The following is a 14323-nucleotide window of genomic DNA, read 5'->3' as shown; positions in this document are numbered from 1 at the left end:
TCCGTAAATCTGAAAGGCGGAGAACAATACCGGAGAAAATAGACCCAGGGGAACCACTCTACATATATCGCGCAGTGTAAACCTTACGTGAACCCAGCCGAACAGAAAAGGAATGGAAACAGCTGCCAAACCTATAGAATATCGATGTGCCAGTACATCCAGAGGGGGAGCCTCGGTTACAGTTATTTTAACAAATAGAAATGCAAACGCGATAACGGCCTCGTAGACAATTGCCGCAATGTAAACAGCAACGTTAATTTGTTAAGTGTTCATCACCCTTGCCTCCTCATATTGAAAATCCATAATATTACAACCGGGTCAAGAACTTTCTGAATCTGGCCGTAATCATTGAAAAATGCCCCCCTGCCACACATTTTAAACATATGTAATATGCGCTACAATATAAGAAAAATTCATCTGTACCGGTACAGATATTCAGAGTCAAGGAATTGGAACAACTTTTACACAAGAAAAACTTCTATACTATGATAAAAGAAAAGATAAAAAACCTTTATGATGAAATTGATGATGATTCTCCAGATGTTCCTGAAATGAAACATATGGAGTATTCAAAAAGAATGACAGAAATTGTGCATCATTTTGAGAAGTGTCTTTTGATTAAACCGATTGAAGCTGAAGCGCTTAGAAGAAAGATTCTGGAGGAATACGGAGAGATTAACACCGAAGATTGAAAAACGTCTAGCCTTTTATGGCAAGGCGTTTTTCAGTTCAGGATAATTTTCCTTACCAGTGATATAGAGTTCATATACATAATGTTCCAAATGGATTATATTTAAATAACATAAAAACTCCTCAATAAGGAATGATTAAATGTATACATTTACTGCATTAAGTGATCTAAAGTTTAAAAATGGAACTTCTAATTTTTTGAGCTTAAATATCTATGGGGAAAAAACTGCAAAGGGGGGCACTACTAGCACTATTAGGAGAACCACTTTATAAGACCACAAATATTGAGGATGCGTATTCTTATATAGTTCAAGTCAAAGATGAAGAATTCAATGATTGGATATTCACTGCTTATGAAGGCCCAAGTGGTCCGGCCATTGGATATAAAGGAGAAGAAGATGAAGGAGTCGAGCAGGCTGCCCATGCCCTTCTTGACGAACTAGCGAGAGTTATCCCGGGGGACTTTGAAGAAATACTTATTTGTGAAGACTTGGGAAATACCATCACTTATGGCTGTAAAGACGGGGTGTGCTATTACAATGAAGAAATAGGGGATGCTTTATTTGAAGAAAGTTCTGAATTGGGCGAAGAACTGTGAGTACTACATACAAAGTCCTAGAGAGCGATACAGACTTCCTGACAGCAGCCCTGGCGCAGTCCAAGGTCTCCGTCTGGTACCGAGAAGAACCGGACCCAATCGGCCACCTTATGGATTATGGCGGGTTGGTGGAGGGATATTCACCGGAAACAATCAAGATTGCCGGCAGTTGGTTTGTGCGTGAACGATTTGAATTTAGAGCATACATAAAATAACCCGTCGGGCTTGTGCCTGACGGGTTTTGTGATCTTTCATCTATTTGAAGTGCAATTTTGCTGTGTTTTTGTTTTCCGAAGCTTAAGGACCAAATTTAAAATAAAGGGGACTGCTCGCCATTAATTCCGGGTGTTGAGGTTGAGAATATCATTCCGAATATGCCTACACCCCCATAATAGGAGTAATCGGTCATAAAGTCCGTCTGTTTCCGTATAACCGTTAGTTCATATACTGAGAAAAATAGATAATTTTTGCTTCGAAAACCAACAGGTTTTAAAGGAGTACTTCTTTTAAAATTGGTGAGTTCTTTCTTATGGACCCACTTTTCAAAATCAGAGCTATCGGGGTTTGTCCAAAGTAGAGCAAGTAAAACTATACCCACCACAAGAATCAGCAGTCTCAAATCAAGCCCCCCACACAGAAGTTCACTTAATAATATGTATGTTAGGACAACAAGGAGATGACTCGTTTTCTCTTCCTTATGGGTATTAAGTTCAAAGTAACAGCCCGTTAGTCTTGGATGGATAAAGTCTCCGTCAACATTAAGTGGTCAGCAGGGCTTTTTTTGCGTTTATTTTTTATATTTTCCCTGAAGTTCATTGAACGCCGACTCAGCGGAAATTCTTTCGTTATTTTCTATAAAATTAGCCAGGCTATTAAATTTATCCTGATTTTCTTTTTTTACTAAAACGGTGTTTTGGCGTATCATATCTGAAATTTCTGTAAGAATATCCTGTTCTGCATCTACTGTTGCGCTAATGTATATTTCGGCAGCCTCAAGAGACAATTCCGCAAACTTTTGGTCGTCTTCTTCATTTGAGATTTCGCGTTCAGAAGGTGTTGCTGAAGGCCCGAGTTCCCCGCCTAATTCTTTAAAAATCTTTTCTACTTCTGCGTAATTCTTTCCTTCCAGTAAGTCTGCTATTTGAAGAAAGGATCTTTTATCGTTCTCATTTTCCAAAAATTCAGACATTTCACGGATGAATTTAATTGAAGATTCGTCCTTCGGCTTACCAAGGCTCTCCATCTTTAGTGCAAATTCAACCTCAGCCATTATAGAAGATTTATCATCGACTATATTATTCGATTTATCTCCACAAGCTGTTAGAGCAAATAATAGCAGAAATCCACTTACGATTACTCTAAACCTAATACGATATGCAATCATTTGAAATCCCCCAGTTCAATAAATACAAACAGTTTATCAGAACTGGGGGATTTTTACTATGTATTTTACACAGAATAATATAACGGCCCCCCCAAGTGTTAGGGCTCCCGGTTTGTTCGGGAGAGATTTGAGTTTAGAGCATAAATAAAATAACCCGCCGGGCGTATGCCTGACGGGTATATTAGATTTGCTTGTAGCAACTATTTTTCTGGAGTAACTGCACCGTTAGTTGCGGTTAAGCCTAGCTCTCCTGCTTTTTCTTTAACATTCTGTTCAATTTCTTGCTTTTGTTCTTCTGTTAATGTATCAATCAGTTCTTGTCTCTCCTGAGTTAACGAAAATGTACTAGGGAGGTTACCATTAGCCCAATAGTTAAGTCCACGTTGTATTGCAATTTGATCTTTGGGATCATCAAAATAAGAAGCATACCATCCAATATGATAAGTACCAGAATATATTTGATAAACCCCTGCTGCAGATTTCAAAATAAGATCTGTAAAGCCAGCTGCTCTGCCAACATACCCGTAATGTATATTACCTAAGTCCTCACCTGTTGTGGTTACTCCAGCAAAAATCCAAGGTTTACTATATCCATAAGGAAATTTGTAGTCCCATGGTCCACGAGTTTTTACCTTACTTACAAATTCTTCGCCAGTCATAACAGGATAAGTTCCAAAATCCCTTGTCTCGGTATATGCGTAATATGCCATATAAGCCGCATTGCTTCTCATTTTTCCTGAAAATTCCGAAGTGATATTTTCTACAGGATCTGCATTAGGTGTAACCTCTGCAGCAAAAACATTAGTCGAAACCGACAGTAGCAACACAATACAAAGTAGAACAGACTTAATACCTTTTCCCATTTGAACCTCCTGCTTATCTAGTATTTTGAAGAAATTAAATATAATATCTTAATATACCAATAAAAGTCAAATCGCCCATGGAAAAAATTTGTTATAATTCTATAAAGGGAGGAGTGAGAGTTTCTACATTTTAATTTACAAGGGAGTGAAAGTGGTGAAAAAAACTAGTTTAACTGCTCTAGTATTATCAATTTTGTGTTGGATAATTTTCTTTTCTATGCCTTCTCATTGGAAAACTAATGGTTTTAATAGTTATTTATTGGTACCGACTATGTTATCGTTTGTCTTGGGTGTTCTAAGCTTCTATAAGATAAATAACAAGACTTCTATATTTCTTTCAATAATTGCAATATTACTGAGCTCAATTCTAGGGTTTTTATTAGTATCGGTGATTATGGTTGGTGAGATTGTAGAAATAAGTTGATAATTTATTTTGACAGAAATTCAAACTAATTGGGTAACCTTGCCATGAAGGCAGCGTGAGTAGAAACATTGTTGGTTGGTTTCTGTTTAATAGTCAATATGTTCAGTAGTTGTCACCCTGCATAATTAAAACAACCCCGTCAACCTTAAGTGGTCGGCGGGGTTGTTCTAGCGTTCATTGGGCAATCTCTTGTATAAGGTCGACAGAGTTATTGCGCACATTACCTACAGAAGGGTCAACTGGATAAGCCCTCATCTTGGATGATTGATAAGGTTTCAACAGCCCAAGCAATGACTGTACATCATCATTATCACGTCCCAACCAGTCGGCCTCATCCTCCGGACGAAGGATCACCGGCATACGATTATGGATATCGGCCATTAGACTATTGGGCTCTGTTGTTATGATTGTACAGGTACTAAGTTTATTCCCTTCGGGATCTTCCCAAGTGTCGTAAAGCCCTGCAAAAGAGAAGATACCACCATCACTTAAGAGGATGCGCATTGGTTGTTTACTAGAGCCTTCCTTTTTCCATTCATAAAAACCGTCAGCCGGAATGATACAACGGCGAGATTTAAGCAGCCGTTTAAAGGCGGGCTTTTCGGCAACTGTTTCAGAGCGGGCATTTATCATCTTATTGCCGATTTTATTATCCTTGGCCCAGACGGGAACCAGGCCCCAGCGAAGCTCACCCAACCGATTTCCTGAGTCGCTGCCGATTACGGCCGGTATATTATGCATAGGAGCGACATTATAGTTAGGCGACAAGTGCTGTATTTTGCTGTCATCGATTAGATAACGGGTCATTAATTCTTCCAGGGTGACTGTAATGGTAAACCGTCCGCACATATAATCAACCTCCATATAAGGATGTCTTTATAATAATCAAATTATGAACTCTTCAAACACTGGCGTCCGCAGCATACCGGATTTGGTCCAGTTCCTCATCCTCACTCGTGCCCGCAGCCGGGGTTCCAGATGTACAAACTCCTTATCCTCGCCTTTAACAAGCTGCTGGGCCACGCCTCTAAATGCCTGCTTGTGGAGAGGTGACGCGCCGAGCTCAATTATCCCAGCCGGGCGCAGCCTACCGGACGTACCGGACGGGATCGCAGCAAGCCAGCCAAACTCCTGTTTGCGGTAACCGGTTATAAACACATCAGCATAGGTCCAGTTGATTACTTTCTGCCATGCGGCGGATCGGCGGCCAGTCTCGTACAGACTGTTTTTTCGCTTGCCTACGACGCCTTCCATTCCGCGCGTCTCTATCTGCTCAAATAAGGCCTCTCCTGCACCGTCAACGTGCGGCACCACCCCAAACCTTCCTGATGGCAGTGATAAGCCTGCCAGAATCTCCTTGCGCCGTAGCAGCGGCATTCCGCGTAAGTCCTGGCCCTTATACATCAAAATATCAAAGATAGCGTAATAGGCTGGCAGGGTCCTGGTAAGCTGCTGTATCTTATCCGCCCGACGCGCCTGGAACCGGCTCATGACCGATTCAAAATCAGATACTCCTGTGGTCGGATCAACACAGGCGACTTCACCGTCAAGGATAATGTCGTTGGCAAAGGGGAGCTGTAGTTCAGGGTACTGACGGGTGCATTCGTTATTGTGGCGGGTATAAAGCTGGACCGCACCGGACTCCTGTGAGTAGATCAGACGGTGGCCGTCTATCTTTGGTTCAAATATAAAATCATTATGGCTAAAGGGCCCGGGAGCCGGTTGCAGCAACATAGGGGATATAAACATAAAAAAACCTCCTGTACCAATTATAGCGCTTGTCTACTTTGGATATAGGAGGTAAGTATTGGAGGGGGACTATTCTTTAACTGTGTACTCACTTACTTCAAAGGTGAGTATCTTGTCATGTACTACGTATTCAGTCCGTTTGCTGAATGGGCCTTTGTTGTTGTCGTGCTTTTCAATCCCATAACGAACAGATCCGGAAGCTGAATCATACCAGTTAAGGAATGCACTTACCTCAGTCATAGATAAATCATATTCTTTATCTATACCTGTGGTCAATGAAATGGTCAGGATTGCACGATCACCAGAGGGCACTTCAGGTGTTGGTGTTGGCGTCGGTGTCGTAGATGGTGTTGTATCCAAAGCAAAAACTGCTATTGATCCAATTCCAATCCGTTGACTTTCAGCGCCCTGACCAACAATTTCAATTTTCTTGAAATTAGGAATTGAAATATCTTTGCTTAAAGTCCCCTGGGGACTGACAAGCCCTACAGGGAATTTTTTATCGTTAGTATCATAGGCATAAACGAAAGCTGAGTTAGCACTTGTAGAAGGTGAGTCATACCCACCAGAGGAAGAAATAATAGTAAAATGGGTTGCTTCATAAGAAGATGAAGTGGTATAGACTATTTTTTGAATACCAGATAGGCTAGTACTAGAACTTGTTGATTCTTCTGTATCTTTCACCATTAACGGAAAAATATCATCTCCTGAATAGGCGATAGCACTTGATACAGGTAAAGCAGCAAAAATAAGTAGTAACATTAGAACTATCTTCACTTTCTTCATTTGTAACACTCCTCATTATGTATTATAGATTTTTACTTTACAAAAAATAACAAGGATTGTCTAAACAAATATGCCTATATCTGCAATATAGTGAGTGAACATGATAAAATTCTTTTTTATCCCAGTCAAAGAATATCTTACTCATTGTATAAAGAACATACGTTTGGTTATAATACAAACAAATGTTCTTGTTTTATCGGAGGCGATCAATCATGAAAATGAGCATCGGCCAAACCATCGAAATCATCTACCTGGATAAAGCGGGCAAGATTACGCAGCGGAAGATCGAAGTGAACGGCATACGTGAGGGCCGTATCCGCGCGACCTGTCTGACCACCAACGCGCCGCGTGTGTTCTTGGAGTCAAGCATCCTCTCATGGCAGCTGGCGCGAGAGAATCGCTATGCTTGATGATACCCCGCGCGAGCTGCTGCGGAGATAATAAAAGGTTTTAAAGTGCTGGCTGCAGAGAATTAAATAGTATGGGAAGCGGGCAAAGCCATTAAGACGGTTGCAATTATCGAGGGCTGGGAACGTAACGCCCGTATGATACAGCGCCGCATGGAGGCGCACAGAGCGCCAGGCGTGGAACTAACATAGATTACTGGTTGTATCATTGAGGGGGGACATATCATGAGCAAATTAGATGCGAATGAACGATGGAAATCAAAGATGTTACTAACAGATCATGTAGAACAGTATGAGCGAAAAGAAGAGGAGAAGACCACCGGCAGTAAGATGCTCACTAATGATGAGCGCGAGATGATCCGGGATCTCATTTTACTACCACATATAGATACAATGGTGGGCAAGAGCCTGAAGGAGATAGAGCATTCCGGCAACGTCCTTAAACGAGCCTATCTGATGGCCGGGCAGGCTATACAGCGCCGGATCATGCGGGATACCTATCAACTGCAAAAAGAACTGAAGCAGCGGAATATTAAATTTTTCGCGGATGAGCAAGATGAATTTATCTCTTATCACAAAATATTTTGCCGGGGATACCAGGAGCGATTCGGACTTACCCGCGATGTAATGCGTACCGAGATTAGCCTGCGGTTGACCAAGTATACAGCCGAGCTCGGAGAAGCGTTAAGGAACATCTTAAATAATGTGATAAAAAAATAATCCCCGAAGTTCCGGGGGCACGAACGATTATTATCCATTACCTGCTACTGCAATTCCACTGAAACTTCTTGCTCCTAGAGTTGCAGTCCTAATGGCTGATGCTAAAATAGTATATTGAATTTGGCCTGTGAGCACATCACTAGCTGGCGGGAAGTCAACAGCAGTTATTCCTACCATTTCGTATTGGGTCACTGTATTATTGATGTTTCCCGGGTACGTTGTACTAAAGATTAATGTATTATTGCGGTAGATGCTAAAAGTAACATCGTTTTGAACTATAACGCTAACATCAACGCTAAGCCTTACATAAGCATTTAAGGTGACCCTTACCAAGCTTGCATTTGCAGGTGTAACATTTGAGGTTTGAAGTCCAATGTCACCGAAAATCGCACCCGAACGGACCAAATTAATACCTGGTGTATCCACTACACTATCCTGTGAGATACGCATATCCAAAAACTGAATACTCATCATATTCACCTTACCTCTCTTAGTAGATGCTATATTTTATGAGAGGAAGGATTGAATGCCTGTACATATTTAAAAAGAGTTAGTCGGTCTGCATAAACAAAACCCCGTCAGTGATTATACTGGCGGGGTTTATCACTTAATTTTATTGTACAAAACAATGATAATTTTTCCTGGGGTAAGTTTAATCTTCGAAAAGTTTGTCCATCAACTCATTAATTTCCTTCTTGCGTGATGCAGTACCCTCTTTATCAATTATGACATTACCATCCTCGAAAATCAGGGTATCCCCAGCTTTTGCATCCTCAGGTAGATCGGATTTTAAGAGATCTTCGGTTTGGCCGTTAAACTCAACAACTGCAAAGTCTCCTTCAAAACGATCAATTATTCCTTTTCTCATTTTAGCCCCCCTTTAGTCGTAGTAAAGGTAATTTTGTTACCATCGCTGACTGCAGTGATGCTGCCTTTTTGGTCCGTACGGAAGATTGTCGCATTTATATTTTTTAGCCTCGACAGTATACCTGAATCCGGATGGCCATAATTGTTTTTGCCGACGCTAATAACTGCATATTTAGGTTTCACAGCGTCAATAAAAGGTTTACTGGTTGAACTGCTCGAGCCATGATGGCCGACCTTTAGGACATCTGCTTTAAGATCCAAGCCGTCAGCAAGCATATCATTTTCAGACTTGAGCTCAGCATCTCCTGTGAATAGGAAGGAGTTATTTTTGTATGTGACTTTCAAAACTGCGCTCCAATCGTTTAGATCATCACTGTAAGTATTAACTGGGGCGAGAAATTTGGCATTGATACCAGTCAGCGGTATAGTAACCCCTTTAGTTACGGGTTTGATAGTGCGGCCTTCATTTTTAACAGCTGTTAAAAAGTCTTTATAAGTTTCAGTAGTATGTGAGACTTTAGGGGCATAAACAGCTTTCACGTCTACAGCCTTCAGAACATCGTCTAATCCACCAATATGATCCGCATCAGGATGTGTTGCTACCATGGCATCCAAGGTCTTAACACCAAGCGATTCCAGATATTTAACGACATTTTTACCCTGGTTGTTATTCCCTCCATCGATAAGTATGTATTGATTTTTTGGAGTCCTGATAAGTGTGGAATCTCCTTGCCCAACATCAAAATAATAGACCTGCAGTGTGCCTACGTTTTGCTTCTTAGGTAACAATAAAGCTGGAGCAGGAGTAGCTGTAGGTTCGGATCTTTTAGTTTCTGGTTTTTGTGTGGGCTTTGCAGTTGGTTTTGGAGTAGCTGGCGTGGTTGTGGTAGATCCGCCGCCGTTGTGATAATGATATTCTCCGTTTTCCAGTCCCCATTTTGCGCAATTCGTCCGGCAATAATGCCCACCGTTAGAATCGGTACGTCCGGGATGAGCGTTTGCTATAAGTGGAAGCATTATCAAAATAATAGACAAGAATAATGAGACGCTAGTTTTCTTAATCATATTCATTTAAATCCCCCTAATATATGTATTTAAAGTAGTCTAACAGAGATAGGTAATTATTTCTACATAAATAGGAGTTAGATTTTAATTGTCTACGAAATGTTGAAGGTTTTTTAATTCAGTTATTTCCTTCATACTCTAAGAGGCGTTCTACGATTGTTTCCCATTGTGGATTGTTTTCGCATTTACGCAAAAGTATTTCGCAGTGTATGCCGTCATCCGAAGGTGCTATTATGGACTCGACTGCAGCAATCTCTGTGTTCCATCCAACGTACTATCAACGGGAAATTAGGACCAAGATAAATTCCGCAAGCATCAGCGTCTGCTGTCAGTTTGTATAGGTTAGGTATTCTCTGTTTCAGAATAGGTTTGTAATTTTTTCTTAAATTTGTGAGTTTTGAATGGCTCCATTATTACCGAAAACAAAAATGTTTCTTCTTATAGCCACATTTCTGGTTTTGATCGGCTGCAGCACGGATGGATTTAAACCAGACACACTCACGCTGAGGATATTGTTATTCATAATGTTGACGACGAAAAGCAAATTGTTAAGTATGGGATGAGTCGGGAAGATGCGGAAAAAGTTTTGGAAGTGCAATAGGGAACAAATTTCCACTTAATGATTTTGGTGTGAAAGTACCATACAGAGAGGATAAAGTTGTTTTGATCTCATTGCAAGATGAATAGAAAGGAATTTATGAATCATCACGTGGCATCCAGGTGGGGATGAACAAGGCCCAAGTACTGGACTTATATGGTAAGAGATATGGGTTTAGTTTAGCTGCCTATGACAACAAAGAAAAAGGATTTTTAGGCGTCTATTAAAGAGATTCCGGATAAAGAAGAAATAATGATCAATACACATTTAGCTTCATTTATTTTTAATGACAGTGGAGAAGTAATGACACTTTGGTTGCTTGACAGACTTGCCGCAAATTGACTGCAGTAACGGACATATATTTATGAAGGTCATCCGTCGACCAGATGGATTACGGCGTGCTGGGAGGGTATTCTGCGGGGACGATCCGCATTGCTTGTAGTTGGTTTATGCATGGGAGATTTGAATTTAGAGTCTACACAAAAAAATTACAAGGTGTTTGTATTTAGGGTTTAATAAGTGAATGTACTCAAGAATGCAAATTTGGCTTATAAGGACTGGCCTAATAACAGTCAGCCAATTACTGAATTATAGGCTTATGGGCGTTAAAAATATTGACGATAGCGAAGTTAATAAATCTATTAATTACCTCAGCTAAATAAAAATAAAGGTGTAGACCCGGTTAAACACTGGGTCTTTTTGTAGTGGTACCTCTGGTGTCTTGTTCCTCACCCTGACTCTTATAACCGGTACTCTCATCAGAGGCTGCCCGTCTTCGCCGCCGTCTCCCTCACCGTTCAGCCATTCCGGCTCCTTGCTTCTCGTCCTGATCACCATACCTACAACCAGAGTCAGCATCGACTCCCTCCGATTGTACTTCTGACCGATAGCCTGAGTGCTCAGGGTAAAGACCAATATTCTGCATATATAACTCCTTGTCTTATGTGATAATCATATTTCCTATAGAACAAGAGTTTTTTTGAAAACATCGTTTTATAATGTATGACGCTGTCATAAGTTAGTTAAGGGAAGAATGACTAGAGTCTCATGACCAAGGGAAGAGGTTTAAAAGGAGGAATTGCAATTATGGAATCACAGGAACGGGTGTATACGCCCTACAGGGGTCCGTTTGATCCCTGCCCGCCAGTACCTTTTAAGACGTACGTTGTACCGCCTAATCAATTCATCAGTTTCCAGCCACCGGATCTGCCCCAGTTTTCCTTGCCTGAAGCACTGAGGTTAGGCACGTTATGGCCCGCGTTGTTCAGCCCCTATGAGTCTAAGCAAGGAGGGAGATAGTTCATGGAGGCAAACCCGTGCGAACCCCGTTATTACGAAATGCTGGAGCAACTGCAAATCCTGGATTTTGCTCTGGTCGAGCTCAATCTTTATTTGGACACCCATCCTGATGATTTACGAAGCATCCAGCAGTTTAACCAACTGACCCATGAGCGTACCCGCTTGGCAAAACAGTTCCAGGAGTTATATGGTCCCTTGCAAAATTTTGGGCGGGCTTACTCTAAATGTCCATGGGAATGGAATCAGCCCCCGTGGCCTTGGCAGGTGTAGGTAACGGTGCGGCTGATCATTGCAGTGAACTTATTTTGCTCAAGGAGGGGGAGATTAAGCAATGTGGATTTATGAAAAAAAGCTGCAATATCCGGTGCGTGTCAGCAAATGCGATGTTCGTATGGCGCGTTATTTGATGGAGCAATACGGCGGTGCGGATGGCGAGTTGGCGGCGGCGCTACGGTACATGAACCAACGTTATGCAATACCAGACAAAGTTATAGGTGTATTAACGGATATTTCAACTGAGGAATTTAGTCACCTAGAGATGATTGCCACTATGATCTACAAGCTTACGAAAGATGCTTCCGTCCAGGAGCTGGAAGCTGCCGGACTTGGCCCGAACTATGCACAGCGGGATCATGCCCTGTTCTATCAAAACTCAGCTGGTGTACCCTTTACAGCCACTTACATTCAGGCCAAAGGAGACCCCTTAGCTGATCTCTACGAGGACATTGCAGCCGAAGAAAAGGCCCGGGCTACATACCAGTGGCTGATCGACATGACGGATGATGTTGATTTGCAGGACGGTCTTAAGTTTTTACGTGAACGTGAGATTGTGCATGCGCTGCGGTTTAAGGAGTCGGTGCAGATTCTTATTGATGAGCGGGGGAAGAAGAAGGTGTTTTGAGAAGATGTACACACGAAATAATAGATAGCTCGTTAAAAGGGACCGCAGGAATTGTACATCTGCGGTCTATTCTTACATTCCCCACGAGTTACATGGAATTTGGCTTTGGCTTTTCAACAAGAGTTTATTGAGTTTATGTCAATCCACATCAAAACTTCCAGAGTTGTTGCTTGTTAATCCCCAAAATCATTTCTTCCAATACACTCTTTTTCGTCTAATCGCAATCTGACTTTCTTACCACTGTTATATCTACACAGAAGTGTTATATAATTTTACCCAACAACCAATAATTGGCTGCATCTTTTAATTTATCAAATTGATGTTGAACTAATATTGAGAATAGTGGTTCTGTTAAAGCTAGTAGATTTTGAATCACTTCTTGTTTGTTTTTTTGAAAGGTAACAACGCTACACACTGCATCAGTTATGGTTTGCCTATGGAAGTTAGGTATGCTTTCTAACCAAACCCACTTTAAAATGCGTGAACTGACCTCTAAGACATACTCAGGATGTAGGTCATCTCTCTTTAAATAAGTGAATAACTGATTGATTTTATCGTTTAGAATATAATGGCTTTTGCTTAAATGATGCATAATTATTTGATCATCAATGGGGATTATTGCATATCCAATGACAAGTAGATCGCCCATATATTCTAAATACTTCTCCTTATTAATCCTTCCTTTAGTGAACATGTTGATTATCCACTCACAAATATTAAAAGAGTCGACATCTAAAAGTTCCTTTGCCAACCCGCGTATTTGATAACTATCTACCATTAGAATCAGATTTTCGTCCCCACAAATTTCAATAGACTGATAAAGGAACTTTAATTTTTCATCAGTTTCATTATTTGCGATTCGATTCCCAACTTTTATGCAATTATTATTTATCCACGATATAAAATCTTCGTATTCTTCAAGATACTTTTGTACTTGACCGAGAGTATTTTCTGTATGAATAATCTGGCCCTGCTCGTAAGCAATTGTTGAAAGTCCATGTTTACTTATAACCCTTTTGTTTAAGTATTCATTAAAAAGTTCATTAAAATCATTCTGATGAATATACAATTTGTACATGCTTGCAAGCTCATCAAGTAGATTAAGCTGCCGTATAGATAATAAAGTATATGAGTCACACAAAATCTTCTCTGATATCTTTGAAGTCTGCACTCCATCTCTTACGCTTTGTAAGTCAGAACCTTGAAATATCCAAAAATTTAAATCTGATGTCTGATAATAGTGCATCCAAGTTTCATAAGGTCCTTTGTTAAGGAGCGCCGCCATGAAACTTGGAGGGAGTTTATTAATTTTTATCATTTGCATCGTCTGTTCATACGATTTTTGGTGGCTTTTAAGCATTTCTATAAGTTGATCGGAGATTGTATCATCATCATTTAAAGCCTTCACTTCTGTATATAATGGTTCTTCCTCTGGAAATTGTATACTGAAGTTAGTCCAAATAAACTGATATGCTTCTACCCATTCATGCATAGGTTTATCAATATGTTGTGAGTTTTTTAGGAATTGAGAAAAATAAAACTGCCAGACTTCTGGTATTTCTTTTCCCATCTCGAACATTTTATATGCATACTCCAGAGATTTTAGGTAAACATTGGCTTGAGTATAACTAATACTTAACAAATGAAGAAGCTCTATTGTAGGTCTTTCTTTTATTCTCTGTTCAATTGAACTAAGAACTTCTAAACATTCTCTAGTAGAGCCTAAGCGAAATAAGCAATTTGCATATCTACATAAGAAAGAAATATCATGAGTTTTTTGATATAATGCCCAATAATTATTCTTTGCTATATCGTACCACTCGAAATTAAAATATATTGTAGTGACTATCTCTAACAAACTAATGCTCGTTAATGTGATTTCGTCATTCAGATGAATAATTTTCTCGTATTCTCCTAGTACCTTGACCGCGAATAATTTTACCTTTAAGCTCTCCGTATAGAGTCAAATGGG

Annotated in this window: 19 protein-coding genes; 8 read left to right on the top strand and 11 right to left on the bottom strand. The window is 40.4% G+C overall.

The window, feature by feature from the left end; all coding sequences use genetic code 11:
* Positions 1–485 precede the first annotated feature (485 nt).
* From IEY53_RS33765 to IEY53_RS33755, 3 genes are all read left to right on the top strand, one after another.
* The gene (locus IEY53_RS33765) at positions 486–692 is read left to right on the top strand and encodes a hypothetical protein (RefSeq protein ID WP_189032592.1); all 207 of its coding nucleotides are present in this window, start codon (positions 486–488) and stop codon (positions 690–692) included.
* A gap of 212 nt (positions 693–904) precedes the next feature.
* Complete coding sequence (locus IEY53_RS33760; RefSeq protein WP_189032590.1) at positions 905–1288, top strand: hypothetical protein; 384 nt, start codon at positions 905–907, stop codon at positions 1286–1288.
* Complete coding sequence (locus tag IEY53_RS33755) at positions 1285–1503, top strand: hypothetical protein (protein ID WP_189032588.1); 219 nt, start codon at positions 1285–1287, stop codon at positions 1501–1503. The genes IEY53_RS33760 and IEY53_RS33755 overlap by 4 nt, the downstream gene beginning before the upstream one ends.
* Positions 1504–1598: 95 nt before the next feature.
* Here the strand turns inward: IEY53_RS33755 and IEY53_RS33750 are convergent, their stop codons facing one another.
* The 6 genes from IEY53_RS33750 to IEY53_RS33725 form a co-directional block, all read right to left on the bottom strand.
* The gene (locus tag IEY53_RS33750; RefSeq protein WP_189032587.1) at positions 1599–1907 is read right to left on the bottom strand and encodes a hypothetical protein; all 309 of its coding nucleotides are present in this window, start codon (positions 1905–1907) and stop codon (positions 1599–1601) included.
* Positions 1908–2075: 168 nt separating this feature from the next.
* Positions 2076–2672 carry a hypothetical protein gene (locus tag IEY53_RS33745; protein WP_189032586.1) on the bottom strand — a complete coding sequence of 199 codons (597 nt, stop codon included), beginning with the start codon at positions 2670–2672 and terminating at the stop codon, positions 2076–2078.
* 200 nt (positions 2673–2872) lie between these two features.
* A complete protein-coding gene (locus IEY53_RS33740) occupies positions 2873–3535 on the bottom strand; it encodes a polymorphic toxin type 44 domain-containing protein (RefSeq protein WP_189032585.1) in 663 nt (220 codons plus the stop codon).
* A gap of 598 nt (positions 3536–4133) precedes the next feature.
* Positions 4134–4808, bottom strand: coding sequence for an SOS response-associated peptidase (locus tag IEY53_RS33735; RefSeq protein ID WP_189032584.1), 675 nt, complete (start codon positions 4806–4808; stop codon positions 4134–4136).
* 36 nt (positions 4809–4844) lie between these two features.
* On the bottom strand, positions 4845–5708 hold the full coding sequence (locus IEY53_RS33730; protein ID WP_189032583.1) for an ATP-dependent DNA ligase: 864 nt from the start codon (positions 5706–5708) through the stop codon (positions 4845–4847).
* Positions 5709–5777: 69 nt separating this feature from the next.
* Positions 5778–6494, bottom strand: coding sequence for a hypothetical protein (locus IEY53_RS33725; RefSeq protein ID WP_189032582.1), 717 nt, complete (start codon positions 6492–6494; stop codon positions 5778–5780).
* Between the two features lie 212 nt (positions 6495–6706).
* On the opposite strand from IEY53_RS33725, the gene IEY53_RS33720 reads away from it, so the two are divergent.
* The gene (locus IEY53_RS33720; protein ID WP_189032581.1) at positions 6707–6904 is read left to right on the top strand and encodes a hypothetical protein; all 198 of its coding nucleotides are present in this window, start codon (positions 6707–6709) and stop codon (positions 6902–6904) included.
* A gap of 222 nt (positions 6905–7126) precedes the next feature.
* Positions 7127–7621 (top strand): YhjD family protein, encoded by a 495-nt coding sequence (locus IEY53_RS33715; protein WP_189032579.1) that lies wholly within the window; start codon positions 7127–7129, stop codon positions 7619–7621.
* 30 nt (positions 7622–7651) lie between these two features.
* On the opposite strand, the gene IEY53_RS33710 is transcribed toward IEY53_RS33715, so the two are convergent.
* The 4 genes from IEY53_RS33710 to IEY53_RS33695 form a co-directional block, all read right to left on the bottom strand.
* The gene (locus IEY53_RS33710; RefSeq protein WP_189032577.1) at positions 7652–8095 is read right to left on the bottom strand and encodes a hypothetical protein; all 444 of its coding nucleotides are present in this window, start codon (positions 8093–8095) and stop codon (positions 7652–7654) included.
* A gap of 178 nt (positions 8096–8273) precedes the next feature.
* Positions 8274–8489: a DUF3006 domain-containing protein gene (locus tag IEY53_RS33705; RefSeq protein WP_189032576.1), complete on the bottom strand. Its 216-nt coding sequence runs from the start codon at positions 8487–8489 to the stop codon at positions 8274–8276.
* Positions 8486–9559, bottom strand: coding sequence for an MBL fold metallo-hydrolase (locus tag IEY53_RS33700; protein ID WP_229696516.1), 1074 nt, complete (start codon positions 9557–9559; stop codon positions 8486–8488). The genes IEY53_RS33705 and IEY53_RS33700 overlap by 4 nt, the downstream gene beginning before the upstream one ends.
* Before the next feature lie 1246 nt (positions 9560–10805).
* Entirely contained in the window at positions 10806–11009 is a 204-nt protein-coding gene (locus IEY53_RS33695) for a hypothetical protein (RefSeq protein WP_189032575.1), read from the bottom strand.
* A 189-nt stretch (positions 11010–11198) separates the two neighbouring features.
* Between IEY53_RS33695 and IEY53_RS33690 the strand changes: the two genes are divergently transcribed.
* The 3 genes from IEY53_RS33690 to IEY53_RS33680 all read left to right on the top strand — a co-directional run bounded on the left by IEY53_RS33690 (position 11199) and on the right by IEY53_RS33680 (position 12351).
* The gene (locus tag IEY53_RS33690) at positions 11199–11450 is read left to right on the top strand and encodes a spore coat associated protein CotJA (protein WP_308424280.1); all 252 of its coding nucleotides are present in this window, start codon (positions 11199–11201) and stop codon (positions 11448–11450) included.
* A gap of 3 nt (positions 11451–11453) precedes the next feature.
* Positions 11454–11720: a spore coat protein CotJB gene (locus tag IEY53_RS33685; protein ID WP_189032572.1), complete on the top strand. Its 267-nt coding sequence runs from the start codon at positions 11454–11456 to the stop codon at positions 11718–11720.
* A gap of 61 nt (positions 11721–11781) precedes the next feature.
* Complete coding sequence (locus IEY53_RS33680; RefSeq protein ID WP_189032570.1) at positions 11782–12351, top strand: manganese catalase family protein; 570 nt, start codon at positions 11782–11784, stop codon at positions 12349–12351.
* 262 nt (positions 12352–12613) lie between these two features.
* On the opposite strand, the gene IEY53_RS33675 is transcribed toward IEY53_RS33680, so the two are convergent.
* Positions 12614–14209: a PIN domain-containing protein gene (locus tag IEY53_RS33675; protein WP_189032568.1), complete on the bottom strand. Its 1596-nt coding sequence runs from the start codon at positions 14207–14209 to the stop codon at positions 12614–12616.
* Positions 14210–14323: the final 114 nt, after the last annotated feature.

It is taken from the genome of Paenibacillus albidus (genome assembly GCF_014644435.1).
Classification (GTDB): domain Bacteria; phylum Bacillota; class Bacilli; order Paenibacillales; family Paenibacillaceae; genus Paenibacillus_AQ; species Paenibacillus_AQ albidus.
Note: the sequence above shows the minus strand (reverse complement) of the source record. Positions and strands in the feature narration are given on the sequence as shown.